The sequence below is a fragment of the Variovorax raffinosi genome, assembly GCF_051216615.1.
In the GTDB taxonomy this organism is placed as follows: domain Bacteria; phylum Pseudomonadota; class Gammaproteobacteria; order Burkholderiales; family Burkholderiaceae_C; genus Variovorax.
Window position 1 is genome coordinate 880,368 of the sequence record NZ_JBPJZR010000001.1, and the last position, 26,933, is coordinate 907,300.

A 26,933-nucleotide genomic window follows, 5' to 3' on the forward strand; every position below is an offset into this window, starting at 1 on the left:
TAAAACCTGCGACGCATCTCTGCACAAACCCACGAATCCTCAGAACCATTTCCGCACATCCACTGCGACCCGAGCATCCGTAGAACCGCAGAGTCGGAATGACGACGACCCACAGATCAGGAAATCAGGAAACACGGATTGGCGCCATTCCGTACTTGCGGAATTCAATGCAGACCCGCAGCAGCAAAACGGCCCGCGACAAAGCGCGGGCCGTTGATGCAATGAACCCAGGGATGAAGCGCCCCGCCGACTGGCGGGGCACCGGGTGCGTATTCCGGTCCTAGATGAGCACCCATTCCGGTTTGACCTGAGCACCCATTCCGGTTTGACCTGAGCACCCATTCCGGTTTGACCTGAGCATCCATTCCGGTTTGACCTGAGCACCCATTCCGGTTTGACCTGAGCATCCATTCCGGTTTGACCTGAGCATCCATTCCGGTTTGACCTGAGCACCCATTCCGGTTTGACCTGAGCACCTGTTCCGGTTTGATCTGTGCACCCCGCCAATTTCCCGCGGGGCTCCTCACTTTGCGGTGCTAGCTCTTAGGCCTCCTCGAGCCGCTTTCGTCCCTGCAACTTCCGCATCGACTCGCCCTTCAACTGAATTCGATGTGCCTGATGGACGACGCGATCGAGTACCGCGTCAGCAACGGTTGGGTCGGGAAAAAAGGAATGCCATTTGTCAGTTGGGTACTGCGAAGTAATGAGAAGGGATCCTGTCCTCATACGCCGATCAACAACGTCTAGCAGAACCTGAGCAGCGGACGCCGACATCTCGCCGATCCCGAAATCATCAAGGATGAGAAGGCTCGGCTTGCTGAGCGTGAGTTTCAGCTTGGGTAGCGATCCATCATGCACAGCCTCTCCAATGGCAGTGTAGAGATCACTGGTTCGATAAAATGCAACAGGAATTTTTAGACGGCATGCTTGATGCCCAAAAGCACACGCGAGCCATGTCTTCCCGACTCCTGTGGCCCCGACGACAATAAGATTCTGTTGTCTCCTGATCCACCCGCATGAGGACAAAGTAGAAAGCAAGGCCTTGTCCAAACCTCTGGTTGGCCGGTTGTCGATTTCTTCGAATGCCGCTTTGTCGGGAAGTGCGGCGACTCGTACAAGTTGGGACAGTTTGCGATTCTCTCGGCCAGCTACTTCCGAATCGACCAAGAGCGCAAATCGCTCATCGAATGTATGTTGTTGGAGCTTTGGCTGTTCGGCCTGCAGTTCGTACGCCTGTGCCATGGTCGTCAATTTGATTTCGCGCAAACGCGCGCAAGTCTGTTCGATCGTGCTCATGATTCTTCTCCGTAGTATTGGGGTCCGCGCACGTTGTCATGCGTAGGACGAGGCTTTGCTTCGGGTTCCTGTTGGGCGCGCAGATCTGCCTCCTTCGTCAAGATGGAGGAGATGCTGCGCAATGACGTGATGTTGAGAGGAAGCGCATAGGCGCAGACCGCCTCGAACCGCGCTTCCCCATGCTCCGACGCGAGAGTGCGCATGCGCTGCGCAGCCTTGATGCCGTTGGCGACATCGCTGCGCTCTTGGACATGATGAAGGATCATGCGCATGGCATGAGGACCGACGCCTTCAGCCCACTTCATCAGGGCGCGAGGCTCACCGTCAAGAACGCGCTGGTGGGCAATGGGCCGATGTTCTTGAACGGTGCTCACATCGCCTGCGTTCTTGAGAAGCGTGTGCAGTGCGACACGGCGCCCCTTGAAGAAAATCTCCATCATCGAGGTCGTGATGCGCAAGTCGACACGCTCGCGGGTGAGCGCAAACGGCACCGAATACAAGCACTTCCGGTGCTCGACATGGTGGTCTTCGCCCACCCGTACTTCGTAGCGCCAATCGCAGAGTTCATACGATCGATCTGGCAAAGGCTGCAATGCGGACTTGTCTGCGGCCTCAAAGCGCTCTCGCCGACAGCCAGCCATCTTCTTGAAGCGGTGCTCGTTCAACGCAATCGTCAACCGACGAAGCTCGGCATTGAGTTCCTCCAAGCTGAAGAACACGCGATTGCGAAGCTTGAAGAGCATCCAACGCTGCGCAATCTGAACTCCCACTTCCGCCTTTGCCTTTTGCTTTGGCTTTCGCGGCCGAGCAGGAAGAGCTGCAGTGTTGTAGTGACGAAGCATCTCGTCGTAGTCGGGGTTGATCAAGACTTGATCTCGCCCATGTCGCAGAACCGCCGACTTGAGGTTGTCGCTGACCACCCACTTCGGGGTTCCGCCGAGCGCCTCAAAGCAATTGCAATGGCAGATCACCCAGTCGGCGATAGTTTGACTGGCGACAGCCTGAACATAGGTGAAATTAGAGTGCCCCATGACGGCAACGAAGATCTGTGCGAACGTCGAGTCGCCACCTTTGGCATCCCGGATTTCCACAGTCTGTCCCGCGAAGTCGACGAAGAGCTTCTCGCCAGGAACATGCGTTCGCCGCATCACCACGTGCTGTTCCTTGAGCCACAGCCTGTAGAGCGCGGTGAACTGCGAGTACGCGATTCCGTTTGGATTTACCTCACGCCACTCTTGCCAGAGCTGTTCGAGGGTGGCGCTCGGACGCTGCATCTCGGCATGAATCCACTGCCAATTGGGCGCGGGCCGATGTGGCTGTTTGGACTTATCCTCCGTTCCAAGATTTCGACACCATTGTTCGTCGTCCAACTCTTTCAGCATCTGCCAATCGAGGGATCGTGCGATCAGGAGGCTTCTGACGGTCTTGACGGTATCTGCAGAGACGCCAGCGCTCCTGGCGATGAAACGGTTTGATTCCGAGGGTGAGTGAAAGTGCAGGCGTACGATCTCTCGCTGCTTGCGGACAGGGAGCTTCATTCGCTACCTCCGAGCCATGTGACCACCGGAGGTAGGCAGCCAGGATGAGGTTAGCCCCGGCATCCGCGGTACTTGACGCACGGAATTCGCCGACCGATACTCCTGCCATACATATACAAACCTGTCTGGCGCGGCCGGACGCTTTAGCCCGTGGTTGCAGCCTCGGGCTTTCGCGTTTTTGGGCACTGTTCTTAGTGAGTCTCTATAGGCTGGCCTTTCTTGGATTCGGCGGCGCTCGAGAGACGAGCCCTTGCGAGCCAGGCCGCAACGTCGCTCGTCAGAGCGAAATACCCCCGTCGATGGGGTAAGTTGAACAAGGAAACAGAGACCTGCCCGCGTTTCTGGGCCTGTCGCAGGCTTGCCGATGTGTTGTGCCCCAAGGACGTCACCAGGGTCCGCCCTCCCAGCAGAGGACCATGTTTGGCCTCGAGCGCTTCCCGCAGCTCCGCGTGAAGTTGGTCGAATGAAGACGGGGCCAACTCGGGTGGCGGCATGAGACCCTTTCCGGTACAGCGATGTCTCGTAGTGTTCGCTGGAGTTCGCTTCGGGTCCACCTCGCAAGAAACTCGGAATTTCTGTACGCTTCCGGGATGGCCTTCGCTCTCAAACGGTCACGCGTTGGGCGTCCTTGCCGCGATCCGGTGGATCAGCTACGCACGCAGATGTGGTTCTGGGCGTCCCTCTTCAGGAGCGGCCTGCCTTCCGCCGACGCCCTTGAACGCCTGTTGCAGCCAGAACTCCTCCGCTCGTGCGCGGACGGAGTAGTGCGCTCCAGCAAGTTTTTTCGATACAAGGATGGCTCGAGAGTCCCCAGTCGAATCGCAGGCAAGGCGTCCCCCGTTGACCTTGCCGAGAAAGCTTTTCCTGGAACCGCGATCTATTTCAACTCCGTCATATGGGATCTGATCAGAGGTCGGCGCCTCACGCTCGAGGAGGCCAACGATCTGCTTTGGGCCATGTCTGACGAAGTGCGCTACGTGATCTTCGAATCGAAGCACGCGTTGATCGAACCGCTTAGAAGGCTGAACAAGCGGCTCTATTACCTCAACGACGAGGTATCGCAAGCGCTCGCCCAACTCGGAACGTTCGAGGCTTTGACGGCTGTGGTGGTGTTTATGGCCAAAGCGGAAGCAAGCCCTCCCTCGCCGGGGCTTAGGCAAGCGGCGCAACTCTGCTATCTGCGTATGCAGAAAAATTTGCTGAAGAACCCGGAGATCGCCCCCGCGATTGAGGAGGTGTTTGTACGGATCGATGAATTTTTTCTCGAGTGGGTCGGCATTGACGACCAGATGCAACTGGCATTGCCCATGGAATCTAGACTTCGGCGCGAGTGGAAGCTCCAGTAGCGCTTGCATCTTCCCGACATTTCTCCAGTTGCGTGCGCAGAACTTCTGCATGCCGTTTGCACGGCCCCAACCCACCATAAAGCCGCACGCGTGGTGGTCTCGCGTACTGCCTTGATTGCTCCGAGAACTACCCTCAACGAGCCTCGATTACGAAAGCGACCCTCTTCATATCGAATGTCATGACCACCAACGCTAGGCACGCGGACAAACCGAGCATGGCAGAGAACCACAGCGCACCGGCTCCCCACTGCTCTACCGCGATGCCAAATAGAAACGGTGCGCCGGCTTGGACGACGCGCGCCGGCACCATCAGAAATCCCTGGCGCTGCCCGTAGCCCTTGGCACCGAAGACCAGGAGCGGAAGGGTCCCGATAGCGATGGTCAGGATGCCGTTGCCCAAGCCGTGCAGCACCGCGAACCCGGCAGCGGCTGAAGTGCCGAACAGACCAAGGCAGAGCGCGCCCAACGGGTGAGCCAGCGTGGCCAACCGGGCCGACAACAGCGGATGCGCGCGCTTGAGGAAGGTGAATTCAATCACCCGCCCTGCCACCTGGGCAGGTCCGACCAGCGCGGCGATGCCCACCGCCGCGGCCAATGTTGCGCCGCTGGCCAGCAGCAGTTCCGGAAGGTGCGCAGCCATCGCCGTGCTGATGAACCAGGTCACGGCAAAGACATAGGCCATCAGGACGGCGGCGCGCCGCTGCTGTGCTGAAGAGAACCCGGTACCGACGTTCTGCGCGGCGGTGGCGGACTTTTGCGTGGGGGCGGCTTGAGAAGCACGTGGCAGCAGCATGTTGAGTGGCAGGCCAATCAACAGATGCATGGCGGCCCAGGCAAGGCACGCCCCGCGCCAACCCACCTTGCTTTCCAGATAGGCTGACAGTGGCCAGCCCACAGTGCTCGCAAAGCCTGCGAACAAGGTGATGCCGGTGATGGCGCGTCGCGCATCTTGGCCGTGCAAGCGCACTACGGTGGCGAACGCGGCCTCGTAGAGCCCACTGCCCATGGCTAGGCCCATCAACGCCCAGGCGGCAAAGATGTGGACTGCAGAGCTGGCCTGGCTCAATGCGGCCAGCCCTGCCGCAAACACCAGGTTGCTGGCAATGAGAACCGATCGCCCACCCAGACGGTCGATGCGCCGGCCTGCGACGGGCCCGATGCCGGCTGCGACGAGGAGCGCCACCGAGAAGGCGCCGAAGACCGTGGACGTGGAGATCCCGATGTCCTTGCCGATGGCACCAGCCAGAACCGCCGGAAGGTAGTACGACGAGGCCCACGCTAGGGTCTGCGCCACCCCTAGCACCACCGTAGTCGTTGTCCTGCGCTGCACTCTGGCTTCGCTCAGATGCTGCGCAGGTTCACGCGTTTAGAAAGAGCTTCGGCGCTCTCCCGACGCTCGCTGTAGCGGTCGACCAGGTAAGCGGCGGAGTCACGCGTGAGGAGCGTGAACTTCACCAGCTCTTCCATCACGTCGACTACGCGGTCGTAGTAGGGCGAGGGCTTCATGCGACCGTTTTCCTCGAACTCAAGGAAGGCCTTGGCCACCGAGGACTGGTTGGGGATCGTGATCATGCGCATCCACCGGCCGAGTACGCGCAGTTGGTTCACGGCGTTGAAGGACTGCGAGCCTCCCGACACTTCCATGACCGCGAGGGTCTTGCCTTGCGTGGGTCGCACCGAGCCGACGGCTAGCGGTATCCAGTCGATCTGCGCCTTCATGATCCCGGTCATCGCGCCGTGGCGCTCGGGCGAAGTCCAAACCATTCCCTCTGCCCACTGGGCGAGTTCGCGCAGTTCCGCCACCCTAGGGTGGTCGTCGGGCTCCGAGTCTGGCAGTGGCATGCCCCGAGGATCGAATATCCGCGTTTCGGCGCCGAGCGCGCGAAGCAGCCTTGCGGCTTCTTCGGTCAGCAAGCGGCTGTAGGAGCGCTCGCGAACCGAGCCGTACAGAAGCAGGATGCGCGGCGCATGCGTCGAGCGCTGCGCCGGCAGCAGCAGATTCAGATCCGCCTTCTCGAACAACTCGGGATCTACATTCGGCAGTTCACGACTCATACCACCCTCGCGACGAGTTCACGACTTTCACCACCGCCAGCATGATCGGCACTTCGATCAGCACGCCGACCACAGTAGCCAGCGCTGCGCCCGAGTGAAAGCCGAACAGGCTGATGGCTGCGGCCACCGCCAGCTCGAAGAAGTTGGATGCGCCGATCAGCGCTGAAGGGCATGCGATGTTGTGCTTCTCGCCGAGCTTGCGGTTGAGCCAGTAGGCCAATCCGGAGTTCAGCACCACCTGGATCAGGATCGGCACCGCGAGCATCGCGATCACCAAGGGCTGCTTGATGATGGCCTCTCCTTGGAAAGCGAACAACAGCACGAGCGTCAGCAGCAGCGCGGCGATCGACCAGGGGCCGATGCGATGCATGGCTCGCTCGAACGCAGCCGGCCCGCCCTTGAGCAGTTGCTTGCGCAGCACCTGCGCGAAGATCACCGGCAGCACGATGTAGAGCGCCACCGAGGTGATGAGCGTGTCCCATGGCACTGTGATCGCCGACAGGCCCAGCAGCAGCCCGACGATGGGCGCGAAGGCGAACACCATGATGGCGTCGTTCAATGCGACTTGCGACAGCGTGAAGACCGGATCGCCACCGGTCAGGCGGCTCCAGACGAAGACCATCGCCGTGCAGGGCGCGGCGGCTAGCAGGATCAGGCCGGCCACGTAGCTGTCGAGCTGGTCGGCCGGCAGTGAGCCGGCGAACACCTGGCGCACAAAGAGCCAGGCCAGGAAGGCCATCGAGAACGGCTTCACGGCCCAGTTGATAAACAGCGTCACGCCGATGCCGCGCCAGTGGTTCTTTACCTCGGCAAGGGCCGCGAAGTCGACGCGCAGCAACATCGGGATGATCATCACCCAAATCAGCACACCCACCGGAATGTTGACCTTGGCGACTTCGAGGCGGCCGACGGCCTGGAACACGGCCGGGAACAACTGCCCCAATGCGATGCCGACGACGATGCAGAGGAACACCCAGACCGTCAGGTAGCGCTCGAAGACGCTCATGGGGGCCGCGCTGGCGCGCGGGCTTTCGATGACTGCGCTCATGGTGTCAGTTCGCAGAGATGCGCTTCAGCCGCTCTTGCAGCTCGGCGTCGCTCATCGCTTCCGGGTTATCGAGTGCGAGCAGTTGCAGCATGCGGTAGGAGATCGCCTGGCGCGTCAGCTCGAAGGCTTGCCGTTTGGCGTCGTCGTCGCCCTCGGTATTCGACGGGTCCGGATATCCCCAATGCACCTTGACCCGTGTGCCCGGCCAGTAGGGGCAGGCCTCCTGCGCGGCGCTGTCGCAGACGGTGATGACCACATGCATGACCGGCGTGGCAAATTCGTTCCAGCTCTTGCTGCGAAAGCCCTCGGTGTTCACGCCGGCCGCCTGCAGCACCTCGATGGCGAACGGGTTGATTCTTCCGCTGGGCGCGCTGCCGGCGCTGAACGCCTTCACGTCCTTGCCGAGCTTCTGGGCCCAGTGGTTGAGCATGCCCTCGGCCAGCACGCTGCGGGCCGAATTGTGGGTGCAGAGGATGAGTACGTTGAGCGTCATTGCGGTGCCTTCTGAGCCTTGCCGATGTCGCGGATCTCGCGCTGGATGGCCATGGAGTCGAGCCGGGCCAAGGGCAACGCCAGCATCAGCTCGATTCGGCGCTTCAGCGTGAGGGCGGTGTCCATGAACTGGCGCTCGGTGGCCTCCTCCGTTCCCGCGAAGGCCGCGGGGTCCACTACGCCCCAATGCGCGGTCATGGGCTGGCCGGGCCACACCGGGCAGACCTCACCCGCAGCCTTGTCGCAGACGGTGAGCACGAAATCCATCGCCGGCGCACCGGGCTTCGCGAATTCATCCCAGTTCTTGCTGCGGTAGCCGGTGGTGGGAAGGTGCATCTTGTCCAAGGTCAGCAATGCGTAGGCGTTGACCTTGCCGGCTGGATGACTGCCGGCCGAGTAGGCCTTGAATCGCCCTTTGCCCAGCTCGTTGAGCAGGCCCTCGGCCAGGATGGAACGCGCAGCGTTGCCCGTGCAGATGAAGAGGACGTTGTAGGTCTTGTCAGCCATGACGATTTTTCTCGGTGGAAGTCGTAGTGATCTCTTTGAACATGCAGACGGCCGAGGCCGGACACAGGCTCTTGAATTCGCTGCTGGCATGCACGGATGCCGGCAGCGCGGTGCGGTCGCAGCGCTCGAAGCCTCGAGCCTCGAAGAATGGCTCTGCCGTGGTGGTCAGGATGCAGAGGCGATTCACGCCTTTCGACGCGGCGAAGGCTTCCATGGTCTGCAGGGCTTGGTCGCCCACACCATTGCCACGTGCATCGGCGCGAACCGCGAGGGAGCGGAGCAAGGCGGTGTCGCCGAAGCGCTCCAGACCGACGCAGGCAAGAATCCCTTCGTCGCCGGCGCGGCTCACGAAGAAGGCCTCCATGTGCTCCTCCCGAAGATCGGACTCGGGAAGGCCGGCATCCCGCAGAAGGGACCGCACGGGCGACAGAGACGCTGCTTCTGCGCGAACGAACAGCGATCTGACCAACGATTCGGACGGCTCTTGGGGCATGGTGCGACCCTCAGCAGCAGGCGCCCGTGGCCTTGCCAGAAGCGTTGACCGGGATGCCTCGAACGGCGTCAAGCGCGCAGCAGGCAGACTCGACTTTGGCAACGGGCTTGGATTGGCCGTAGACCGGCACGGTGCCGTCCAAGGTCTTGAAATGCTCCCATGCGATCCCCTGCGGATCGGTGACCCAGTGCTTCTCGCTGCGCGCATAACAGCACACGGTCTCGCCTTCATCGAGCAGCGTGCGGTCGGCGGCCTGGCCGCGAGCCTTCAACTCGGCGAGTTCTTCGTCGTCCTCGGTCTGGATCCCGAGATGGTCGATGCCCTTGCCGTGTCCGACCGTGGAGATCGCGAAGTTGACGCGCGGGTCGTCGAGCATCCACTTCGCATAGTCAGCCTCTACCCGCAAGGGGGGCGCTGCAAAGAGGTTGGAGTAGAAGGCGATGCTCTTGGCCAAGTCATCGACGTGAAGATGGACGTGGAAGCGCTTCATTGGGTTCTCCTTCAGCATTCACAGGCAGTGGTGCTGGCAGGCAGACAAGCCTCGCCCTGACAGCAGTTCTCGGTGAGGTAGCCGAGCAGCGCGTTCATCTGCTCGAACACCGCGCGATAGATCAGGTTCCGACCCTCGCGCTCTTGGTTGACCAAGCCGGCGTGCGTCAGCTCCTTGAGGTGGAACGACAGGCTCGTCGGAGGCACCTCGAGTTGATCCGCGAGCACGCCTGGCGTGAGGCCGGCCGGACCGGCAACGACGAGCGCACGAAAGACCCGCAGCCGCACAGGTTGGGCCAGAGCAGCCAAGGCTTGGATGACGTTCTTTTCTTCCATAATTCAATATTAATTGAATTATGGAAATAATTCAAGAAACTTTAAATTGATGAGTATCAGTGTCGGAGTTCGAAGGGGGCGGGCAATCCGCCACCGGCCTGCGGCGTACGCCAGCCAACCCCCAAGTGTCCAGCCGCCGACGCCTCGCAGCGAGCATCGTCTTCGATTTGCAGACAGATCAGCGAGCAAGATGCTCCACCTCGCGATGACCTCACGTCTTCGTCGCGCCGCTGACCGCCAGCCGTTCTGCGATCTTTTCCCACTGGACGTTCTGGAAGAAGGCGTCGATGTACTTCGCGGCTGCCGCACCAAAGTCCATCTGGTAGGCGTGCTCGTACATGTCCACCACCAGGATCGGGGTCGTGGCTGCTGGCCCGTGCGCGTGGTCGGCCATCCAGTAGTTCTCGAGCTGCCGCGTGTGCTGGTTGAAGCCCAGCACCACCCAACCTGATCCGCCACCCAAGCCTGCGGCGATACGGCGGAACTCCGTCTCCCAGACATCGAAGCTGCCGAACGCCTTTGCGATCACCTGACGCTCGCTCGCGCCAGCCTGGCCACTGCCGCCAAGGTTGTCGAAGTACTGCTCATGCAGCACCACCGAACCGGTACGCAGCAGATGCTCGCGCTTGAGATCGTTATAGACGTAGGGCTGGAGTTCCTTGTCGGCCAGCGCTTCGCCCAGGCGCTTCTTCACTACGGCCAGGGCTTTCACCGAGCCGCCGTAGTTGTTCTCCCAGTGCGAGCGGATCAGCCGCTCTGAGATGTTGCTGAGCTTGGCGAGGTCGAATGGCAAGGGCTTGAGGGTGCCGCTGCTCTGGAAAGCTGGTGCGCTGGTCATGGAGGGCTCCTTCGAAGGATCGGTTGCAGCCAAGGCGGTGGCGGACAGCGCAAGGGATCCCGCGCCTGCGGCTGCAGTCGCGACGAAGTCTCTCCGCGTGGAGTTCGGTTCGTGGTTCATCTGGTCCTCGGTCCGAGCGTGTGCCCGGAAGTGGTCGGTCGCCGGCGGTCACGTGTTCGTCTGGGTCTGGCGCGACTGGCACCAGGCATACAGAGCGTCGTACATCACGAGACCGTGCCGCAGCATCTCGTGATCGTTCGCGAAGTTCTGAGACAGTCCTTGCGAAATTGCATAGAGCCCGGCTGACTCGGGCGTCAGGTCCAGGCATGAGGTGTCGGCACCGCGCACGATCACGGCCAAACGGTGCAATGCCGGGTCATCGAGTTGGTGCTTCCGGAGGAAGGCGTCGAAGCTGCAGAGCTTGCCCACATGGGTCATCTCGACGCCGGGAACGTCGTAGGGCACGGCGCCGGTTTGATCGGCCACCTTGCGCACCTGGTCGTTGGGCACGTAGAGGAACTCGGGCTCGTCGTCGATAAACCGCGCGATCAGCCACGGGCAGGCGATGCGATCGATCTTCGGATGTTCACGGGTGACCCATTTCATGCGAGACCTCCTGCGGGAGTGAACGACTCAGTGGTGCCCGAGCAAGGGGGGACAGAACGAGTCCGGCCAAGGCAGCGATCAGCACGATGATCGGCTCGGGAAATTTCTTGAAGCGCCACAGCACCGCGATGGTGATGACCGCCAGCGCCGCGGAGATCCAGTCGGTGATCGAGCGTTGCCCGATGACGATCACCGCCCCCGTGATTGCGCCGATGGCCGCGGCCGTCACGCCGTCGACAAACGCGACGATGGCGGGCCGCTTGCCGTACTTCTTGAAATACGGCGCCGGCAGCACGGTGAACAGGTAGCAGGGAACGAAGGTCGCGATGGCCGCGACCATCGCGCCCCAGAAGCCACCGACCAGGTACCCGATGAAGCCCGTGGTGATGACCACTGGGCCGGGCGTGATCATCGCCACGGCGACGGCGTCGACGAACTGGCGGTCGGTCAACCAGGCGTACTCCTTCACCACCCCGCCGTAGAGAAACGGCACGATGGCCAGACCGCTGCCGAAGACGAAGGTGCCGGCGTAGGCGAAGTACGCGCCGATCTGGCCCAGCTTGTGCCAGTCGATCGTGTCGAGTGCGAACCAGGCCGCGATGGGCGCTGCAAAGCTGTGGAGGTTGCGGCCGAACTTCGGCGGCGCGCGCCACAGCCACACCAGAACACCAGCGCCGAGAAACACCCAGACGACTTCGGACTTCGTGATCACCGTGACCGACGCGCTGACCAGGAAGATCGCCCACAACAATTTGTCCTTGCCGATGTTCTTGGTTGTGAGCTTGTAGGCGCTCATCGCGATGATGCCGATCACCGCTGCACCGACCCCGTAGAACACCGCCTGCATCCAGCCGATACCTCCGTAGGCGACATAGGCAGCGCCCAGGGCCACCACCATGAAGAACGAAGGAAGCACGAAGGCCAGACCAACGATCGTGGCGCCGATCACACGGTGGTGGACGTAGCCCAGGTAGATGGCGAGCTGAGCCGCCAGCGGGCCCGGCATCAATTGCGCGAGCGCCAGTCCTTCCTTGTAGTCGCTCTCCGTGATCCACCCGCGCCGCTCGACCAGGTCCCGGTACATGTAGCCCGCGAGTGCGACTGGGCCACCGAATCCCCAGGTGCCCAGGGCGAGCATGTAGCGCACGAGCTGCCAGAGGGTGTAGCGCGCCGAGGCGGGTGCACTGGCCATGTCCTTCGAGGTGATGTCGCTCATGTCGATGTCCCGCTTCACGCCTTGGCGCGCGTGCCTTCGCGCCCGAAGTGCGCGTACAGCGAATCCAGCACACCTCCGATCTCGGTGAGCAAGGCGTCGTCATCCGTCAGGCGCTCGCGCGCGCCGGCGAGCACCGCTTCGAATCCGGCGCCTTCGGCGACTGGGTTGGCGCCCATGTCCAGCGAACGCACCATCGCGCCCATGCGCATGAGGGCTGCATCCTCTTCAAGTCCGAAGCTCGCCATCAGGGTTTCGAAGCTCACTCGCTCCCCGACGTGGGTGAAGGCAGCGCCGTCGAAGTCGAAGCCCAGCGCTCTGCGCGGGCAGTCACTCGTTTTGGCGAGCCAGACGAACTGCGCGCCCGGATCGATGAAACGGCGAATCAGCCAGGCGCTGGCCACCCGGTCGACCCACAGGCGCCGGCGTGTCGCCCACAAACGACCCTGGTAGTCGGCGATGTCCAGGCGCGGAATCTGCCCTTCGGTTTCGTGCGGCTCGTCGGGCGAGAGCACGCGGTCGACCCGCTGGTTGAAATCGGTCCACGCTGCTTCGGCTTCAAGGCTTGCCTCGCCCGGGAAGAAGTCGGTTGCCGTGAGCGCCTCGTAGTCGCGGCGCAGCTTCTTCTGCAGGCGCGTGAGTTCTGCGACACCCAGCGAAGACAGGGTTGCCGCGGTCTCTTTCCAGGTCTTGGTAAGTGCCGCGTAGTCCGCGCTGCGATCAAAGAGTTGCGGGTAGGCACCAGCGTCGGCCGCATTCGCCGGCGTGATCGCCATGAGCCAAGCGCTGCCGCCTTCACGCGTGCATTCATCGGCCAATTCCTGCAGGGCGTCCCGGTGCATCGAGGTGCCAGGCAGCAGATAAGCGCCGTCGCGCAAGGCCGCACACCCCATGGCCTTGAGGGCTCTCCAGATGCGCATGCGCGCTGTGGCGCCCTGGGTGGGCAACGAAACAACCAGCAATAACCATTCGCGGGTGTCGGCGGTAGCGTCGGAACTTCTCATGTAGCGAATAATACATTTATGTCTCTATCTCTACAAAGACAATTGCCCATGCTGGCGAAAGAACGATGAGCACCACTCCCTTGACGCACTCACGTCTGGGCCTATCGCGTCTGCTGCCTGTTGGCGTCGACCCGGGGGCCTTGCCGCTGCTCGTTGCCCGAGGCCTGCGCGCGTTCGGCGACGGGTACATGGCGGTGCTGCTGCCGGCCTACCTGCTGTCGATCGGGCTGGGAACGCTGGAGGTGGGCCTCGTGAGCACGGCGACGATGCTGGGCTCGGCGCTGGCCACGCTGGCGGTCGGCGCCTGGGGGTACCGCTTCGCCGGCGGTCGACTGCTGCGCGGCGCTGCCTTGCTGATGGCCGCCACGGGCTTGGGCTTCGCAGGTTTGGCATCGTTCTGGCCCCTGCTGGTCGTCGCACTGGTCGGCACACTCAACCCGAGCTCCGGCGACGTGAGCGTTTTCCTGCCGCTGGAACATGCTCGCCTGGCTGCAGCGGCTCAGGGCCACGCGAGGACCGCGCTGTTTGCACGCTACAGCCTCGTGGGCGCGCTGTGCGCCGCGCTGGGGGCCTTGGCCGCCGCCGTGCCCGACTGGCTGGTGCGGCACAGCGAACTCGCGAGCCTGGACGCGTTGCGGGGGATGTTCGTTGTGTACGCCGCGATCGGGCTGACCGTCTTCTGGCTCTATCGGCGCCTGCCGGCACACACCTCAGTCAGCAATACGGACAGCCCTCTTGTCGCACCAGCACCGCTCGGGCCGTCACGTCGCGTGGTGGTGCGACTGGCGGCGCTCTTCAGCGTCGATGCCTTTGCCGGTGGCTTGACGGTCAACGCGCTGATGTCGCTGTGGCTGCTTGAGCGGTTCGGCTTCTCGCTCACCCAGGCTGGTGTGTTTTTCTTTTGGACCGGCCTGCTGAGCGCGGCATCGCAACTCGCAGCGCCAGTGGTGGCGCAGCGCATCGGATTGCTCAACACCATGGTCTTCACGCACCTCCCGGCCAACGTCTGCCTGGTGCTGGCCGCGCTGTCGCCCAACCTGCCGATCGCGCTGGGCTTATTGACAATCCGCAGCGCACTGTCGTCGATGGATGTTCCCACGCGGACGGCTTACGTGATGGCTGTCGTGACGCCAGCCGAGCGTGCCGCGGCAGCGAGTTTCACGGCGGTGCCCCGGAGCCTGGCAGCGGCCATCAGTCCGACGATCAGCGGAGCGCTCTTCGCCGCCGGATGGATTTCGCTGCCGCTCATCGCGTGTGGCCTGCTCAAGATCACCTACGACCTCACGCTCTGGCGTGCCATGCGACGGGATCGACTGGATGGGGAGTAGGTACGCAAGGTGCTCTTGATCTGGAGCGCTTCGACAGGCCAGAAACACCTGTGCGCGCGTGCCTTTTACGCCGGATAGCGAACGATCACAATGATCGTCATGAGAAGCCTGCCGGATGATTCTTCAGGCAGCCGCTCGAAGATGCGGACTGCATTTCGCCAGATCGAGCGGGCTGTCGCATCGGTGCTGCGGGTCATCGGCGCCGCGGCATTGATCGGCTGGGTCGTTGTCGAGCTTTACGTCAAAGTGGTCACTGCGGACTGACTGCGGCTCTAGACCACGCCAGCGGCGTGCAGCGACTGAACACCGTGATAGCCGACGTAGAGCCCGACCAGAATGATCAGGGCGCTCGACGCATAAGGAGCCCTGCGCGCGAAAGTTCCGAAGCCGGAGAAGCGTTTCGACGCGTGCTTCACGCCCAGGGCAGCGACGACTCCAGCCGCAACCATCGTGATCGCCAAGCCGATGCTGAAGCAGAGCACCAGGGACGCTCCGAGAGTGAAGCGCTTGAGTTGCAGGCACAGCAGCAGCACCGTGATGGCCGCAGGACAGGGAATCAGGCCTCCCGTGAGCCCGAAGCCGATGATCTGCCCGGTGGTGACATCGCGGCTCGCAAAGCGACGCTTGATGTCGTTGGCGTGCGCCCGTTCGTGCGCGTCCTGAAAGCCAGGGTCCGAGACATCCAGGCCGTGGCCCCCGTGATCATGGCCGTGCTCCACAAATTCCACATCAAAGCTGTGCGCATGGCCGCCGTGCGCAATCGACAGCCGGACCGTGAACTCGTGCGGCTCGGGAATCTCGTCGACCGATTCAAGATAGCCGCCCTTGCTGGCCAGAACGAACGCCTGGCGCTCCCCGCTGGGGCGTTGCGTTTCGAGGGTGACGGTCTGGCCTTGCGGCACGGTTTCATGGCCCTCGAATCGGACGCGGAATCGAGGCGGAACTCCATCTTCGAAGACTTCCAGGTCAACGATCCCATGGCCGGTATCGATGCGGCGCTTCTCTTCGCCATGGCCGTGATGTTCATGCCCATGGTCGTGATCTGTTTCGATCCGCTCGCGTTGCTGCTCGCGATAGGTCCGCCAGAGCATCCAGAGCGCGATCGCGATGATCAGCACCGCCGACGCCACCTGAAAGTAGGGCTCGGTCTCCTCGGCACTCCAGTTGCGCCCAAGGTAGAGACCACCCATCGCGACGGCCCAGACGACGGCCGTGTGCGAGAGCGTCGCAGCGAGCCCAAGCAAGACGGCTTGTCCAACCGTCCCGCGGACTGCCACGATGAAGGCGGCCATCATCGTCTTCGAATGCCCGGGCTCCAGGCCATGCAGGGCACCAAGAAGGATGGCGGACGGGATGAAGACCCAGGCGTTTCCAGATTGAAGAAGTTGAGCGAAGTTTTCCAATTTTGTCCTTCCATGCTGACGAGAATCAGCCATGCGCAGTGGCCTTATCCTATCCCCCCCCATAGGATAAGACAACGAATCCCGGGCGCGCTGTGCGGACTAAGAGATCAAGCGACGCGCACGCCGTCGAGTGGAAAAAGGCCAGTTCCGACAAGGCGGTTGGCCAGAGGCCTGTATTTCGATGCGCGTCCTCGATCCGCCACCTGCCCGTCGTCTATCTGCCGGTGAAGTTCGAGGCGATGTAGTTGCCCGGCAGGCTCATGAAGACATAGAGCGTGCTCTTGTCGGCATCCGTCACGACGGCGTTCTTGAAGCTCACCTTCCACTCCTTGCCTTTCTTGCCGTCGATCTGCTCGGTTTTCTCGACCTTGACGGCTTCCCAGCTCTTGTCGATCTTCCCGCTGCTGACGAGCGCGGCCTTGCGTTGAGACGCGCAGTCGACGACCGTCTTCTCCGATGCGGGTGTGTTGCCGTGAAAGTGGCAGCTCGAACCTTCGGCGGCCGAGGCTGATCCAGCGGTCAGCGCCAGCAGTGAGGCGGCGGCAATTGCAAATTTCTTCATTGATCTCATCCTTTCGTGATGCGGTTTAGTCGAGGGAATCCCTGCCAGGATCGGCAGTCTTTCCAATCTCCATGTCCTCGTGCGCGTGGTTGTGCTCTTGGTCAGGGAAACGGAAACCGTTGGGATCTGAGTCGTGCTGGTAGCCATGCAGTTGCATGAGCAGCAGCAACACGCCGGCGTAAACCAGCGCAAGGTTGGCGGCGAAGCTGAAGCGCCGGAACGAGGGGCGATGACGCCAGAGCGCCAGCAGCGCGACCATCACGGCCAACGCGGCGATCTGGCCGATCTCGACACCAAGGTTGAAGCTCAGGATGCGGATCAGCATCGAGGTGCTGTCATCGCCGAGCGGCAGCTGCTGCAGCCGCGTGGACAACCCGAAGCCGTGCAGCAGTCCGAAGCCGAACACTGCAACCAACAGGTTGGGCGACTTCATGTCGAAATACTTCTGGAAGCCGCCGTTGTTGTCGAAGCCCTTGTAGATGACGCTGATCGCGATGATGGCGTCGATCAGGTAGTAGTTCCAGGTGATCTTGAAGTACGTCGCGAACACCAGGGTGATGCAGTGGCCCAGCGTGAAGACGGTGACGAACTTGGCCACGTCCTTGAAACTCGTGAGGAAGAACACCACGCCGAAAAGGAATAGCAGGTGGTCATAGCCGGTGAGCATGTGCGTGGCACCAAGGCCGACGTACTGCAGGTAGCCGCCGCTGAGCATGCGCTGGCGGTCGGCTTCGGAGATGCCATGCGCGAGCACGTCAAAGGGCAGACCGATCAGCAGCGCCAGCACAGCGAGCGCCAGCAGAGCAAGTTTCCGGTGAGGGATCAACATCAAATCTCTTTCAATGGGTACAGGTTCGAAAAATGGACGAGGCAAGGCGCACTCACTCGAGCGCCAGGTCCCAGATCAGGTGCGAGTCGACGAGGAGCCGATAGGACGCGCGCAGCGCATCGGCACGCGCTTCGAGCGCGGCGCGAGACGCCTCGAGGAACTGGCGACGGGCCAGCAGCAGCGATTGCAGGTCCGCCTCTCCCAGCGAGTACGCGCGCTGCGTGAGTCGCGCGCTCTCGCCGGTGGCCGCTGCGCCTCGCTCGGCGAGTTGCCAGCGCGCGAGATAGCCGGTGGCGTCCGCGTAGGTCTCGGCCACGGCCGCTTCCAGCTCTCGCTTCTGCCGATCGACGGCGGCACGCGCGACCTCGACCTCCTGCAGCGCCTGCTTCATGCGCTCATCGCGGTAGGTGCCGCTCAACGGAATGCTGACGCTGACGCCCACGATGCGCTCCTTGCGAAACGCCTCCGACGCCGCGAAGACACCGACAGTCGGATCGGGCACGCGGTCGGCCGAGGCGCGTGAGGCGGCCAGCTCGGCCTTGCGCAACTGACCTTCTGCGATGCGCAATGGATCGGCGGCTTCCAGCACGCGCTCCAGCCACCGGGCTTCCGCCTCCGCCGGCGGACGCGGATCGGTCATCGGTTGCGCGGGCAGTTGGGCACCCGGAAACCGAACGCGCAGCTTGGCCCGTGCCTTGGCGAGATTGGAGGCCGCCAGGCTCGCCTGGCGCTCCACGTCCGCGAAGTCGGCCGTCGCCACGCTGACATCCAGCGCCGAGGCGTCGCCCGCCTTCTTGCGGCTTTCCACGGCCTTCAGGTTGGCCTGCGCAAAGGACTGCTGCTCCTGGAAGAGTTTCTGGGTCTGTGTCGCAGAGAGCCCGTCGATCCACAGATCCAGCAGGGAGCGGGCCGCCTCGTGGATGGCCTCGCCAACCTTGGCCTGCGCGATGACCTGCTCCATTTCACCGAGCTGGCGGTCGAGGTCCGCCTTGCCGTTGATGCGAATGGGGCGCTCGAGCTGCGCATGCCACTCCTTCGAGGCAGGGCCACCCTCGTCGAAGCTGCGCCGCTGCACGGCGAGCCGGGTGGTCCATTCGTTCGGCGATGCGGCAATCATGGCTGCCGAATGGCCCGCAGCCGCCTGGACGCTGCGGGCCTCGCGGACGACCGGATCCTGCTCGATCCACTGACGCGCGGAAACGGTGGGAGGCAGGTCGGGCGGCGTCGCCTGGTTTTCGGCGAGCACGGGCAAGGCCCAGGCGATCATTGCGATCCCGGTCCACAACTTCATTTGATTTCTCCCTCGAAGGCCACGGGCGAGGCCCAGTAGCGGATGCCGGTGCCGGCAAAGTCGCGTTGAAAACGCTCGAGCAGTTGCGTCAGGACCTCCCCGCTCAGCAGGACCTGGATCTGCATCGCGCGGCTGCGGCCCATGACCTGTTCCTGCGCACTCAACCGTCCGTGGGGCGCGCCGTGGCTGTGAATCTGGACGCTGGTGAACACCTCGCTGTCTTCGCTCTCCAGCAAGGCGTCGAGCAACTTTTCCTCGACCGCGGGCGGGCAGATCAGGTTCAGGCAGTACTCATGCATGACGCACCTCCAGCGTTGGGTCGTCGCGCTGATCGCGCGCGTAGGCGAACCGCAGGTACAGCAGCGGTAGAAGAATCAGCGTCAGGGCGGTGGCCGTGATCAAGCCGCCGATCACCACGATCGCCAGCGGGCGCTGGATCTCGGAGCCCGGCCCGCTGGTGAAAAGCAGGGGCACCAGGCTGAACGCGGTGATCGCCGCCGTCATCAGCACCGGCCGAAGTCGCCGTCGAGCACCCTGCGTGACGCAGGTGACTAGGTCATGGCCCTCGGCGCGCAGCTGGTTGAAGTAGCTCACCAGCACCACGCCGTTGAGCACCGCGATGCCCAGCAGCGCGATGAAGCCGACCGAGGCCGGCACCGACAGGTACTCGCCGGTGACCCAGAGCCCGAAGATGCCGCCCACGAGCGCGAACGGGATGTTGCTGAGCACCAGCAGGGCCTGGCGCACCGACCCGAAGGTGGTGAACAGGATCAGGAAGATGAAGCCGATCGCGAGCGGCACCACGAGGGTGAGCCGCGCCGCGGCGCGCTGCTGGTTTTCGAACTGGCCACCCCAGCTGATGCGGTAGCCGGTGGGCAGCTTCACTTCCGCCGCCACCTTGGCTTTGGCCTCGTCGACGAAGCCGACCAGGTCGCGTCCCGTGACATTGGCGATCACCACGCTGTAGCGGCTGCCCATCTCGCGGTCGATCTTCACCGGGCCGCTCTCGCGCGTCAGGATGGCCAAAGTTTCGAGCGGAACGCTCTGGCCATCGGACGTCGTGATGCGCAGGGCCGCAAACTCCGCCGGCGAGATCTTCACGCTGTCGGGGCCGCGAATCACGATGGGGATACGCCGGTTGCCGTCGATCACAGTGCCGGCGCGCTGACCCTCGATCTGAACCCGCAAGGCATCCTGCACGTCTTCCACCGACAGGCCGTAGCGCCCCGCGCTCAGGCGGTCGACGACCACCCGCAGGTACTGCACGCCATCGTTCTCGACGGTGTACACGTCCTGGTTGCCCGGCACCGTCTTCATCAGCGTCTCGACCTGGCCCGCCAGCTCGTTGAGCTTGTCGAGTTCGGGGCCGAAGATCTTGATGGCCAGGTCGCCGCGCACGCCGATGATCATTTCGGACACGCGCATGTCGATCGGCTGGGTGAAGCTGTAGCTGATGCCAGGCATCTGGTCGAGCACCTCGCGGATCCGGGCGATCAGCGCGTCCTTGTTGGCCAGCTTCCACTCGGCACGCGGCTTGAGCACGAGGAAGGTGTCGGTCTGGTTCAGGCCCATCGGATCGAGCCCGATTTCGTCGGAGCCGGCCCGCGCCACCACGCCGGTGATCTCCGGGATCTGGTTCATGAGCGCCTGATGGATCTTCAGATCCAGTGCAGCCGTTTCCTCCAGGCTCACCGAGGGGAGCTTCTCGATGCCCACGATGATGTCGCCCTCGTCCATCGCCGGCAGGAAGGTCTTGCCGACCTGGGTATAGACGCCTGCGGCCACCGCAAGCATGACGCCGGCCACGATGAACACGACCTTCTGGTGGCCCAGCGCCCAGCCGAGCACCGGTTCGTAGAGCTTGAGCAGCTTGCGCGGCAGCCACGGATCTTCGTGCGCGACCTTCTTCAGCAGGAATGACGACAGCACCGGGATGACCGTGAGCGACAGCACGAGCGAGCTGAACAGCGCGAACACGATGGTCATCGCCACGGGCACGAAGTACTTGCCTTCCAGGCCCTGCAGCGTCAGGAGCGGCAGGAACACGGTCACGATGATCAGGATGCCGGCGGAGACCGGCACCGACACCTCGCGCACCGAGCGCAGCACCACATGCAGCCGCGGCAGCTTGCTGTCCTCCTTCTCGCGGCTGATGTGCTGCACGATGTTCTCGACCACCACGACCGCGGCGTCCACCAGCATGCCCAGCGCGATGGCCAGGCCGCCCAGGCTCATCAGGTTGGCCGACATGCCGACAGCGCGCATCAGGATGAAGGTGCTCAGTGCGGACAGCGGCAGGATGACGGCGACCGCCACGGCGGCGCGCACGTTGCCGAGGAAGGCGCCCAGCAGCGCCAGCACGATGACCGTCGCCTCGATCAGCGCGGTGGACACCGTGCCGACGGCCTTCTTCACGAGCTCTGCGCGGTTGTAGAAGACCTTGATCTCCACGCCCTTGGGCAGGGTGGGCTTGAGCTCTTCGAGCTTCGTCGTCACGCCCTCGACCACTTTCTGGGCATTGGCGCCTGCGAGCCCGAGCACCAGGCCCTCGACCGCTTCGGCCTTGCCGTCCTTGGTCACGACACCGTAGCGCGTGACGCTGCCATCGCGCACCTGCGCCACGTCGCCCAGCCGCGCGATGTTGCCGTCCTTGCGGCTGATCACGATGGCGCGCAGGTCGTCCGCGGTTTTGATGTTCCCTTCGCTGCGCACCAGCAGCACTTCGCCGCCTTCGCCGAGCCGGCCTGCACCGTCGTTACGGTTGTTGGCTTCGATCGCGCTCTTGAGTTGCGCCGTCGACACGCCCAGCGCCGCCAGCTTGACGGGGTCCGGCACCACCTCGAAGCTGCGCACCTTGCCGCCCAGCGCGTTCACGTCAGCCACGCCCGGCACGGCACGCAAGGCCGGGCGAATCACCCAGTCGAGCAGGCTGCGCCGGTCCTCCAGCGACATCCCGTCGGCCTCGACGGTGAACATGAACATTTCACCCAACGGGGTGGTGACAGGCGCCATGCCGCCGCTGATACCGGCGGGCAGATCAGCGGAGATATTGGCCAGGCGCTCGGACACCTGCTGGCGGGCCCAGTAGATGTCGGTGCCGTCCTGGAAGTCCACCGTCACGTCCACGAGGCCGTACTTGGACACCGAGCGCAGCATGCGCTGCTGCGGTATGCCGAGCATCTCGACCTCGATCGGGCCGGCAATGCGGCTTTCGATTTCTTCCGGCGTCATGCCGGGCGCTTTCATGATGACCTTGACCTGCGTGCTGGACACGTCGGGGAAGGCATCGATCGGCAGATTGCGGAAGGCATACCAGCCAAAGCCCGCAAGCAGAGCGGTCGCGAGCAGCACGAACAGGCGCTGCGACAGCGCGAACTGAACAAGGCGGTTGAGCATGTCAGTTGCTTCCGCTCTTGCCGAGCCATGCCGCCTTCAAAGCGATCACCGAACCGGTCGCCACCTGCTGGCCTGCGCGCAGGTTGCCCGTGACTTGGACCGATTGGCCCGCACTGGAGATGACATTGACCGGCTGCGCGACGAAGCCCTTTTCGGTTCGGACGAACACGTAGGCCTTGTCATCCTGGCGGGCAATCGCTGGCAGGGGCAATGCCCAGCCGGCGGTGTTTTCCGCGAACGGAACCTTGACCTGCACGACTTCGCCGGGGCGCAGCAGCTCGCCGCCGCCCACCACTCGGGCGCGTAGCGTGACTGTCTGGTTGTCGCTTACGGTGGCACCGATCGACATCGGCGTCGCGCTGGCTTCTCGCCCGACTACCGTGATCGAGCCGGCGGCCTTGCTTGAGAGCGCCTGCTGTTGGCGATCGGATGGAATCTGGATGTCGAGCCAGAGCTGCGACGTGTTGACCAGGCGCAGCAGGGAATCAGAGCCCTGCACGCGCTGCCCGGCTTTCACATCCAGGCCGACGACCGTTCCAGCGCTTCTGGCGCGCACGACAAGGCCGTCCTGCAGGTTGCCAGCGTCGCCCATCTTCCGAATGGCTGCAGGGTCAACCCCGGCCAGGCGCAAGGAGGCTTCGGCAAACCGCAGGCGGGCCGCGGCCTCCTGATTGGCCGCATTGGCCTCCTGGACACGCCGCTCAGGAATGATCCCTTCGGAGAAAAGCTGGCGTTCGCGCGCGGCCGTCTGTCCGGTCAGCCTGGCCTTGCTGGCCGCCTCCAACAGCTTGAGCTGCAGGTCGCCGTACTCCGGGCTGCTCAGGCGCAGCAGCGGCTGGCCGGCCTTGACGGGCTGCTGCTCGTCGACGAGCAGTTCTTCCACCCGCCCGCCGAATGGCGCGCTGATGACCTGGTTGCCGCTGGGGGGCACCACCACGCGGGCGGGATAGGCCATGCCGCCGATCGCCGATGGCTTTTCCAGCGGTGCAAGCGTGATGCCAAGGGCCCGCATCTGTGCGGCAGACACCGGGAATTCGGCGGTCGACGGCGTCGCCGCAAAGGCGCTGGCCACCATGAGAAAACTGGACGCGCAGCCGAGCGCGGCACGGCGGGCGAGCAAATAAGACATAGAAACTCCACGAGAAAGCGATCCCGCCGCGCAGTCAGGCGACGAGGAGAAGGCAGCGCCGCAATGGCGCCACCAGGGCTTCAGACGTGGAGTGAGGGCGGCGCGCGGCCGTCAGGAGGAACGGTTCGGAACAGCGGGATGGGCACCCGCTCCCGACCAGGGCGCCAGCGCACCAGCGCTTCAGCCACGGGCTGCGTGAGGAGCCCGAACAAAACGAACAGCGGCACAAGTGCTAGAAGCTTCGGCGCGGAGTCCGGACTGGCGAGTTGGATCGGCGCGCCTTGCAGCGCCGACATCGAATGTCCGCCACCGTGATCTGCATTGTCCGAATCGGCATGCAGCGAAAGATCGTCGTCTGGAGCCGCTTGCTCGAAGGACGAGTGACCCACATCAGGCTGGCTGGCGTGGCTTGAGTAGCCCTCGGGGCCGCTTTCGTGGTGATGCGCGTGGAACGGCGAACTGATCAGGTCCACGGCGATGACCAGCACCAGCAGCCAGCGCATGAGAGACATCAGCCCGGCCTTGAGAGGGGCGACCGGCTCCGGCAGCTGGATGGCGTGCGCGTTCACAGGTACTTCGTGATGTCTTTGAATTCGGCGATGGCCGTGCCGAAATCGCGAGGCGACTTGGCGACCTCTTTGAGGCAGTGATCCAGGTGGTCGTGGATCAGCAGCTTCTTGGCTGCGCTGATCGCTTTTTCGACCGCGTGCAGCTGTTGTGCGATGTCCGCGCAGTCGCGCCCGCTCACCATCATCTCGATGACGTTCTGCAGGTGCCCGTCTGCGCGCTTGAGGCGCTTGACCAGATCCGGGTGACTTTGGTGGAGGTGTTCGCCGTGCACCACCGTATCCTATCAGGGGGGATACGAAACACTCGAAAGAGGTACGAGCTACGAAGGGGAATTCGTGGTGACGGAATGCTTGGTGGGAACGGCGAGCCCGGGCCTTTGCAGTCCCTTGCTCGCTCGGAACCGACGGCTCAGTGGCAGTGCCTGGTGCCGGTTGCCTTTTCCTGATGGCAGCCGTTCTTGTCCGTACCGCCGGAATGAGCCCAGGCCCCAACGCTCAGCACCAGAGCGATCAATGCGAACGCGATCTTCTTCATTTCGTTCTCCTCACCCAAAAGCGGGCGAGGCCAGTCTCGACGAATGTGAGTAAATGTTATTAGGGGTTTGCCCGTGAGCAACTTCGTCGCAGCCTCGCACGTTTTTCTGGGTCGACGGCCGCAGCTGTCACGCATCCGGGATTTGCCGAAGGTGGCGGTCGATGAAGCGCCTCTGGCTTTCGTCGCGCGCCATTACGTAGCGAGACGCAAAGGTCAAAGACTCTCGATTCGCCCGCTTCACAAAGGCCTCATCGCTTAGACCCAGCCATTCGCGCCGTGTCGCGCCGCCGCGCTCGGTGTAAAGGAACATCTTGTAAGGCGACAGCGGGAGCGCGACCACAAACCTGGATTCCAACGATCCCCGATAAATGATCGGGTGGTCCCCTATCAGCAAGGTGAAGGGGCAACCGGGGTCTACGGTTCGAATGTCCCATCGACCCCGCAGCATCTCGTCATAGAGACGAGGCTGCTGAATGAAAGCGGGTAGACCACCGCGCGATAACTGGTCGTACGCCTGCGGCATGAACTGTTGCACCCACTCGCGAGTGTCGAGCGTCGTCGTGAGACCAGCTTGGCGCGCATAGTCTGGATCTGCATCGAGTTGCTCGTCCAGAGCCTTTCGCGCCATCACTTCAATGGCGCGCATCGTACGCGGCACGCGCATGTACTGTGCAACAAGAAACTGGGCCCAATAGCCGCTGTCCTCTTCGGTCATGGCTTCTCGGCCACCCGCGAGCATGATCTTGTGCACGACCGAACCTGGATCATCGATATGCGGGCCAAAGAAATCGCGTTCGATCTTGACTTCGCGTTCGCCGCTGCGCAGATCCTTCGTGGTGTAAATGTTCCACCCGAAAGCCGCGCCATTGGCTGAGCTTCGCTTCGCGGTCAGCTTGCCGGCGTATTGGCGTTCGAACAGAGTCAGCTTGCAGTCTGGTCCACAGTGCCATTCGCGCAGCAGAAATTGGGGCACGTAATGGTTGCGGGCATAGTCGTTTCCCATATCACAGAGCTGCGCTGTCAACCAAGGACAGAAGAGCGCACGTTGGCCACATAGCGCGCGAATGCATCACGCAGTGCTCCCCAACTGTTTGCGCCAGAAGTCGTCCGCTTCTTCGCAGGCCACAAACATCGCCAGCATCGTCGACTTCCACCATGCCGCCGCATTTACGAAGGTGTGAAGGTCATCATCGGAGAGCTCAAGAGACTCGGCCGATTTTGGATGCGTCACCTTGTTTCGAATCTCCGTCGCTTTGCGCATGGCACTCCAGCCTGAGCCACCAAGGTCTGGCTGGAAATCTGCACCATGATTCTTCACATAGCAACGGATGGAAAACAAAAGGCTTTGCGGAAATGGGAGGTACTGCTCCGTGGTTTTTGGACGCCCTCTTTCATCAACAGAATGGCGCTCTTCCTTGAGCAGTGACAATTCGACCGCAGTAAGAAGATTTGTCCCCTCCAATGAGGCGATCGAAATCTGCCGCAGTTGATAGGACAGCCCTTCGACCAAGGCAAAGTGCGCTCTCACAAGCGCCCGTTGAGCGTACGCAGTGTTTGCTTGGCGTCCGTAGGCAAGCGCGGCATCCAAATCGGAGTTCAAGATCGCCCAGACGGCTTTGAGTTGGGCAACGGCCTCAGCGCGTGTCATGCAATAGGTCCAAGGGTAGTAAACGCTGGCGACACAATGCGAGGAATAGTTCGCCGATGGATCGGGCACCGATCGAGATCTCGCGCGAAATAGTACTGATGCGAAAGCTCGGCAAATAGGCGATTTATTTGAGCGACCTCCAAAGGGTTGACACGACGGTCCTCGCTGCCCAGCGATAGGCAAATGGTCGGAGAAACAGGAACTAGCGCGACCTCGACGACGTTGTCCGGAACAAGAAACTCAGCCTCGTCCGATCTGAGAATCCCCCAAGCTGCGCCTGCCCAACGGCGTGCCAATTGCATGGTGTGAATCCGTACCTTCAGGCCTGCCAGTACTCTACTTGGCATCGTTGCGCCGAGCGCGTAGCTGTAGCCGTTCGCTTCCAGATTCTCCGCGTCATTCTTGGATAGCGGCGCGCCGGGTATGAGGCCGGTCACGGTGGTTGGAGGAGGAGGATTCCGCCGCGCTTCAAAACGTGCACACCAAAGCGCTCGGAACTGCGTGGCTACTTCACCTGCTTGAGCGCCAAGCGTTCTTATGTCACCTTGTACGATTCTGTTGGCCAAATCGTCGAAAGCGATTTCTGTTGTTCGAGCGCCCAGTGTTTCGGTCCCCTGGTCCCACACGCGCTGAGCACAAAACCGCTCGTTCGTTGGTGAGAGCCTTCGCACCTTGGCATCGCGAAAAATGAACGCTTGAACTTGCGATTTCGGGTCACAAAAGCGCGCGATGCACGCCCGAGGAAACACATGCTGTCCAATCGCGAACTGATGGGGATTCCTCACCCCATTCTTGACCTGAGGTTCTTCGAAGTACGGATTGTCACGACGCATCGCAGTCATTTTCCTTGATAGTTGCCTCGCGTGCGAACGCCCGGCTTGCCCCCCGGAACATGCCGCGCCAGCCACGGAGCTGTTCACTCGGTCTTCTCTGGGGCAGGTGCTGAGGCGTGGTGACCTAGACCTTCCGGATTCCTTTGTGC

Annotated in this window: 30 protein-coding genes; 3 read left to right on the top strand and 27 right to left on the bottom strand. The window is 62.7% G+C overall.

Translation table 11 applies throughout. From position 1 onward, the window contains the following. Positions 1-543 precede the first annotated feature (543 nt). Entirely contained in the window at positions 544-1,296 is a 753-nt protein-coding gene (istB, locus tag ACSFB7_RS04130) for an IS21-like element helper ATPase IstB (protein ID WP_435467323.1), read from the bottom strand. Beyond that, on the bottom strand, positions 1,293-2,834 hold the full coding sequence (istA, locus tag ACSFB7_RS04135; RefSeq protein WP_435467325.1) for an IS21 family transposase: 1,542 nt from the start codon (positions 2,832-2,834) through the stop codon (positions 1,293-1,295). Before istA ends, istB begins: the two co-directional genes overlap by 4 nt. A gap of 590 nt (positions 2,835-3,424) precedes the next feature. Between istA and ACSFB7_RS04140 the strand changes: the two genes are divergently transcribed. Then, positions 3,425-4,180: a hypothetical protein gene (locus tag ACSFB7_RS04140; protein WP_435467326.1), complete on the top strand. Its 756-nt coding sequence runs from the start codon at positions 3,425-3,427 to the stop codon at positions 4,178-4,180. Positions 4,181-4,313: 133 nt separating this feature from the next. On the opposite strand, the gene ACSFB7_RS04145 is transcribed toward ACSFB7_RS04140, so the two are convergent. From ACSFB7_RS04145 to ACSFB7_RS04200, 12 genes are all read right to left on the bottom strand, one after another. Continuing rightward, entirely contained in the window at positions 4,314-5,510 is a 1,197-nt protein-coding gene (locus ACSFB7_RS04145; protein WP_435467328.1) for an MFS transporter, read from the bottom strand. Between the two features lie 11 nt (positions 5,511-5,521). Beyond that, positions 5,522-6,235: an arsenical resistance protein ArsH gene (arsH, locus tag ACSFB7_RS04150; protein ID WP_435467330.1), complete on the bottom strand. Its 714-nt coding sequence runs from the start codon at positions 6,233-6,235 to the stop codon at positions 5,522-5,524. After that, positions 6,225-7,283: an ACR3 family arsenite efflux transporter gene (gene arsB / locus ACSFB7_RS04155; protein ID WP_435467332.1), complete on the bottom strand. Its 1,059-nt coding sequence runs from the start codon at positions 7,281-7,283 to the stop codon at positions 6,225-6,227. Before arsB ends, arsH begins: the two co-directional genes overlap by 11 nt. Positions 7,284-7,287: 4 nt before the next feature. Further along, positions 7,288-7,776, bottom strand: a complete 489-nt coding sequence (locus tag ACSFB7_RS04160; protein WP_435467334.1) for an arsenate reductase ArsC — start codon at positions 7,774-7,776, stop codon at positions 7,288-7,290. Continuing rightward, a complete protein-coding gene (locus ACSFB7_RS04165) occupies positions 7,773-8,282 on the bottom strand; it encodes an arsenate reductase ArsC (RefSeq protein WP_435467336.1) in 510 nt (169 codons plus the stop codon). Before ACSFB7_RS04165 ends, ACSFB7_RS04160 begins: the two co-directional genes overlap by 4 nt. Then, on the bottom strand, positions 8,275-8,775 hold the full coding sequence (arsN2, locus tag ACSFB7_RS04170) for an arsenic resistance N-acetyltransferase ArsN2 (protein ID WP_435467338.1): 501 nt from the start codon (positions 8,773-8,775) through the stop codon (positions 8,275-8,277). Before arsN2 ends, ACSFB7_RS04165 begins: the two co-directional genes overlap by 8 nt. A 10-nt stretch (positions 8,776-8,785) precedes the next feature. Further along, the gene (locus ACSFB7_RS04175) at positions 8,786-9,265 is read right to left on the bottom strand and encodes an ArsI/CadI family heavy metal resistance metalloenzyme (RefSeq protein WP_435467340.1); all 480 of its coding nucleotides are present in this window, start codon (positions 9,263-9,265) and stop codon (positions 8,786-8,788) included. 11 nt (positions 9,266-9,276) lie between these two features. Beyond that, positions 9,277-9,600, bottom strand: coding sequence for an ArsR/SmtB family transcription factor (locus ACSFB7_RS04180; RefSeq protein ID WP_435467342.1), 324 nt, complete (start codon positions 9,598-9,600; stop codon positions 9,277-9,279). A gap of 211 nt (positions 9,601-9,811) precedes the next feature. After that, positions 9,812-10,438 carry a superoxide dismutase gene (locus ACSFB7_RS04185; RefSeq protein ID WP_435467344.1) on the bottom strand — a complete coding sequence of 209 codons (627 nt, stop codon included), beginning with the start codon at positions 10,436-10,438 and terminating at the stop codon, positions 9,812-9,814. Between the two features lie 168 nt (positions 10,439-10,606). Continuing rightward, positions 10,607-11,044 carry a chromate resistance protein ChrB domain-containing protein gene (locus ACSFB7_RS04190; protein ID WP_435467346.1) on the bottom strand — a complete coding sequence of 146 codons (438 nt, stop codon included), beginning with the start codon at positions 11,042-11,044 and terminating at the stop codon, positions 10,607-10,609. Beyond that, positions 11,025-12,260 carry a chromate transporter gene (locus tag ACSFB7_RS04195; RefSeq protein WP_435467348.1) on the bottom strand — a complete coding sequence of 412 codons (1,236 nt, stop codon included), beginning with the start codon at positions 12,258-12,260 and terminating at the stop codon, positions 11,025-11,027. The genes ACSFB7_RS04190 and ACSFB7_RS04195 overlap by 20 nt, the downstream gene beginning before the upstream one ends. 14 nt (positions 12,261-12,274) lie before the next feature. Beyond that, the gene (locus ACSFB7_RS04200; RefSeq protein ID WP_435467350.1) at positions 12,275-13,261 is read right to left on the bottom strand and encodes a chromate resistance protein ChrB domain-containing protein; all 987 of its coding nucleotides are present in this window, start codon (positions 13,259-13,261) and stop codon (positions 12,275-12,277) included. A 65-nt stretch (positions 13,262-13,326) separates the two neighbouring features. Between ACSFB7_RS04200 and ACSFB7_RS04205 the strand changes: the two genes are divergently transcribed. Next, the gene (locus tag ACSFB7_RS04205; protein ID WP_435467352.1) at positions 13,327-14,589 is read left to right on the top strand and encodes an MFS transporter; all 1,263 of its coding nucleotides are present in this window, start codon (positions 13,327-13,329) and stop codon (positions 14,587-14,589) included. A 99-nt stretch (positions 14,590-14,688) separates the two neighbouring features. Continuing rightward, positions 14,689-14,853: a hypothetical protein gene (locus ACSFB7_RS04210; protein ID WP_435467354.1), complete on the top strand. Its 165-nt coding sequence runs from the start codon at positions 14,689-14,691 to the stop codon at positions 14,851-14,853. 8 nt (positions 14,854-14,861) lie between these two features. On the opposite strand, the gene ACSFB7_RS04215 is transcribed toward ACSFB7_RS04210, so the two are convergent. From ACSFB7_RS04215 to ACSFB7_RS04275, 13 genes are all read right to left on the bottom strand, one after another. Beyond that, positions 14,862-15,992, bottom strand: a complete 1,131-nt coding sequence (locus ACSFB7_RS04215) for a nickel/cobalt efflux transporter (RefSeq protein ID WP_435468076.1) — start codon at positions 15,990-15,992, stop codon at positions 14,862-14,864. A 214-nt stretch (positions 15,993-16,206) separates the two neighbouring features. Then, complete coding sequence (locus ACSFB7_RS04220) at positions 16,207-16,554, bottom strand: DUF6488 family protein (RefSeq protein WP_435467355.1); 348 nt, start codon at positions 16,552-16,554, stop codon at positions 16,207-16,209. 25 nt (positions 16,555-16,579) lie between these two features. Continuing rightward, positions 16,580-17,383: a HupE/UreJ family protein gene (locus ACSFB7_RS04225; RefSeq protein ID WP_435467357.1), complete on the bottom strand. Its 804-nt coding sequence runs from the start codon at positions 17,381-17,383 to the stop codon at positions 16,580-16,582. A gap of 52 nt (positions 17,384-17,435) precedes the next feature. Continuing rightward, positions 17,436-18,674: a TolC family protein gene (locus ACSFB7_RS04230; protein WP_435467359.1), complete on the bottom strand. Its 1,239-nt coding sequence runs from the start codon at positions 18,672-18,674 to the stop codon at positions 17,436-17,438. Then, positions 18,671-18,973: a DUF3240 family protein gene (locus tag ACSFB7_RS04235; protein WP_435467361.1), complete on the bottom strand. Its 303-nt coding sequence runs from the start codon at positions 18,971-18,973 to the stop codon at positions 18,671-18,673. The genes ACSFB7_RS04230 and ACSFB7_RS04235 overlap by 4 nt, the downstream gene beginning before the upstream one ends. Further along, positions 18,966-22,070, bottom strand: coding sequence for an efflux RND transporter permease subunit (locus tag ACSFB7_RS04240; RefSeq protein WP_435467363.1), 3,105 nt, complete (start codon positions 22,068-22,070; stop codon positions 18,966-18,968). The genes ACSFB7_RS04235 and ACSFB7_RS04240 overlap by 8 nt, the downstream gene beginning before the upstream one ends. A gap of 1 nt (position 22,071) precedes the next feature. Next, a complete protein-coding gene (locus ACSFB7_RS04245) occupies positions 22,072-23,199 on the bottom strand; it encodes an efflux RND transporter periplasmic adaptor subunit (RefSeq protein WP_435467365.1) in 1,128 nt (375 codons plus the stop codon). An 80-nt stretch (positions 23,200-23,279) separates the two neighbouring features. Further along, complete coding sequence (locus tag ACSFB7_RS04250) at positions 23,280-23,768, bottom strand: hypothetical protein (RefSeq protein WP_435467367.1); 489 nt, start codon at positions 23,766-23,768, stop codon at positions 23,280-23,282. Continuing rightward, on the bottom strand, positions 23,765-24,040 hold the full coding sequence (locus ACSFB7_RS04255) for a metal-sensing transcriptional repressor (RefSeq protein ID WP_435467369.1): 276 nt from the start codon (positions 24,038-24,040) through the stop codon (positions 23,765-23,767). The genes ACSFB7_RS04250 and ACSFB7_RS04255 overlap by 4 nt, the downstream gene beginning before the upstream one ends. Positions 24,041-24,177: 137 nt before the next feature. Then, positions 24,178-24,303 (bottom strand): YHYH domain-containing protein, encoded by a 126-nt coding sequence (locus tag ACSFB7_RS04260; RefSeq protein ID WP_159273336.1) that lies wholly within the window; start codon positions 24,301-24,303, stop codon positions 24,178-24,180. Between the two features lie 127 nt (positions 24,304-24,430). Continuing rightward, positions 24,431-25,306 carry a DUF4238 domain-containing protein gene (locus tag ACSFB7_RS04265; protein ID WP_435467371.1) on the bottom strand — a complete coding sequence of 292 codons (876 nt, stop codon included), beginning with the start codon at positions 25,304-25,306 and terminating at the stop codon, positions 24,431-24,433. Positions 25,307-25,372: 66 nt separating this feature from the next. Continuing rightward, positions 25,373-25,951 carry a hypothetical protein gene (locus ACSFB7_RS04270; protein WP_435467373.1) on the bottom strand — a complete coding sequence of 193 codons (579 nt, stop codon included), beginning with the start codon at positions 25,949-25,951 and terminating at the stop codon, positions 25,373-25,375. Next, positions 25,948-26,784, bottom strand: coding sequence for a hypothetical protein (locus tag ACSFB7_RS04275; protein WP_435467375.1), 837 nt, complete (start codon positions 26,782-26,784; stop codon positions 25,948-25,950). The genes ACSFB7_RS04270 and ACSFB7_RS04275 overlap by 4 nt, the downstream gene beginning before the upstream one ends. Positions 26,785-26,933: the final 149 nt, after the last annotated feature.